Below are 2,791 nucleotides of genomic sequence, written 5' to 3'. Positions count from 1 at the left end.
CCCCCCCCGCCCCCAAAGGGGGAGCGACCAAACGGCAGCTTCACTCAATGGAGTGTTACGCCGTTCGGGTTCGGAAGAAATTTTGCAGGGTTCGAAAAACGGTTGTGTGCTTATTCGAAAAAAAGTTTATGGTGTGGGCGCTCGTCGGGACGGGTGGTCCCGCCCCTTGCCGCTGGGCGCTCCCCGACCGATGATTTTTTAAGTAGTTGATTATATGCCGTTTTTAGGGTATAATAAGAACTTAAGAAATAGAATAAGTTAAGTAGTTGATACTCAATATAGGGTATTTTCCATATTGGAAAATCTGATTTTCCATATTAGAAAGTCGCTCTTTCCTATTAGATGTTAAAAAGGAAAATATATTTTGCTTTTTTATTGTATTAATGGAAATTTAAATATTCCTTTGTGGAAAATCAAATTATACTTTTTCACCGATATATAGAAAGTCAAATTTGCCTAAATAGAATGTTTATGGAAAATAAGAAAGTACTCAAATTAACCGATTTTCAAAAAAACGAAGAAAACCCCTTTATGAAACAAGCAATTGAAGGGATTGAAAATCACGTTGTTAAGAAATACAAAAGTAGTACGGGAAGTGATAAAAAAGCTGTAGTTGCTGTTGCTGATACAGATACAGGAGAAGTATTCAAAACCTCGTTTATCCGACAAATAGAAGTAGATGAAGAGCAATTTGCAAAACTATACCTTGCGAATTTTGCCGCTTTTTTCAATCTATCACAATCAGCTATTCGGGTTTTCGGGTATATTCTAACTTGCATGAAGCCTAAGAATGATATGATAATTTTCGATAGGCGAAAATGCTTAGAATACACCCAATACAAATCAGACAAAGCCATATACAAAGGATTGGCAGAGCTCGTACAAAGTGAAATCATAGCAAGAGGTCCAAACGAATATAATTGGTTCATTAATCCGTTGATTGTCTTTAATGGGGATAGAGTTTCATTTACAAAAACATACGTTCGGAAAAAGACTTTAGCTGCCCAAAAGAAAGAAGAAGCAGAGAAACGACAGTTATCACTTGGTTTTGATGAACTGTAACACTCCATTGAGTGAAGCTGCCGTTTGGTCGCTCCCCCTTTGGGGGCGGGGGGGGATAGATAAAGTTCCTCTATGTAAAGTTATAATGGGGGATGAAAGGCAAGGTTCGCTAACCTTACCCCGATTGTTTATGCTTCCCAGCATTCAATCTATCCCCGTTTATGGGTTTCTCTTTCACCCTACAAAGATAACCTCATGGGGGAAAAATGTCCAAGAATATGGGGTAAAAACTATCAAGTCGGTAGAAAATAAGTATCTTTGAAGTACATTTTTAGTAGAGGTACTGGTATGCCTAGACGAAGCAGATAGGCAAAAATAAAGCCGCTGGGGATGTCGGATGTCCGTCAATTAACTCCAGCGGCTTGTATTTTGGTAACTCTCCCGTATCGGTCAGCTACCGTTTGGTCAGCAACAAAGGTAGTACTTTATTGTCGCAAATCCAAATGTTTTCCCCTTTATTTGTGCATTTACAAAACATTCACTAACTTCGCACCTATGCAGTATGGTGATAGCACACTAGCACCCTAAAGGGTACGTGTGTAAGGGGACAAGCCCCCTTAACCCCCTGTCAGCCGGCTGTCACCGGCTGTTATCGATTGTCACAAAAATGTTAACTTATGGGAGCAACAAGTATTCATGTACAAGCAGTGAAGCCGGGGAGCGAGATTCACAACTTTAGGGAAAAAGAGTTGGACTATGTTCGTCCGGAACTTAGTCATTTGAATGAAAGCTGGGTTGGAGATAGCATCTCCCATCGGCTGGAGAGTGCGAAACAGAGATATTTCGATACGGTTGGGCAGAAGATGCAGACTAAAGCAGCACCCATACGGGAGGGGGTAATAGTAATCAAGCAAGAAACCACCATGCAGGAACTCCAGCAATTCGCTGCGGTCTGCAAGGAACGTTTCGGTATTGAAGCGTTTCAAATCCATATACACAAGGACGAAGGATACATGAACGCAAAGCAATGGACACCTAACCTTCACGCCCATGTAGTTTTCGATTGGACGCAGCCGAACGGGAAGAGTGTGCGTTTATCGCGTGATGACATGGCAGAACTCCAAACCATAGCATCTGAAGCACTGGGCATGGAACGTGGTGTTTCTTCTGATCGCAAACACTTATCGGCTATGCAGTACAAGACCGAATGTGCGAAAGAACAGCTTCAGGAACTATCCAACGATATATCCAGTGCGTTAGACAAGCACAAGGACGTGCAAAACCAGCTTCTTCAGCTTCAGAAAGAACTACGTTCCATTGAAACAAAGAAAAACGTCCAAAAACTCATTTCTAAGGCTTCAGAGAAGTTTTACGGCTTGATAGGGAAAACGGTTAACGATAGGGAAAAAGATGCCTTAAAAGCCAAAATAAAGGCTTTAGAGGGGGAAAATGAACAGCTATCCGATAGACTGGGAAAGGCTATACTTGAAAAAGAGCGAAACGGCACAAAGGTATTCAAAGCCGAGAACGACAAGGAGTATTATAGACAGCAAATGGACAATGCAAGGACAACCAGTAACCGACTAAGAACGGAGAACCAAGAACTAAAGACCGAAACCAAGGAATTGAAAAAAGAACTTGGTAAGATGAAAGACTTGTTCAATTCCGAACAACTGGAGGCTTTAAGGCATCATTTCCCAAACATATCAAAAGCTATGGAAGAGGGGAAAGACCTACTCAAGCAAATCACCAGAAGCAGAGGTTTCGGCATGGGTATGTAACCCCCCCC

At 41.7% G+C, this 2,791-nt stretch carries 3 protein-coding genes; all 3 read left to right on the top strand.

The window, feature by feature from the left end:
• Positions 1 to 202 (top strand): hypothetical protein (locus HMPREF9447_RS28980; RefSeq protein WP_009132806.1); only part of this gene is annotated, 202 nt, incomplete at its 5' end.
• A gap of 269 nt (positions 203 to 471) precedes the next feature.
• Positions 472 to 1,062, top strand: a complete 591-nt coding sequence (locus tag HMPREF9447_RS27315; RefSeq protein ID WP_008670455.1) for a hypothetical protein — start codon at positions 472 to 474, stop codon at positions 1,060 to 1,062.
• Positions 1,063 to 1,679: 617 nt separating this feature from the next.
• On the top strand, positions 1,680 to 2,783 hold the full coding sequence (locus HMPREF9447_RS27305) for a plasmid recombination protein (RefSeq protein WP_007572070.1): 1,104 nt from the start codon (positions 1,680 to 1,682) through the stop codon (positions 2,781 to 2,783).
• The last annotated feature ends 8 nt before the right edge of the window (positions 2,784 to 2,791 follow it).

It is taken from the genome of Bacteroides oleiciplenus YIT 12058 (assembly GCF_000315485.1).
Lineage (GTDB): Bacteria > Bacteroidota > Bacteroidia > Bacteroidales > Bacteroidaceae > Bacteroides > Bacteroides oleiciplenus.
Note: the sequence above shows the minus strand (reverse complement) of the source record. Positions and strands in the feature narration are given on the sequence as shown.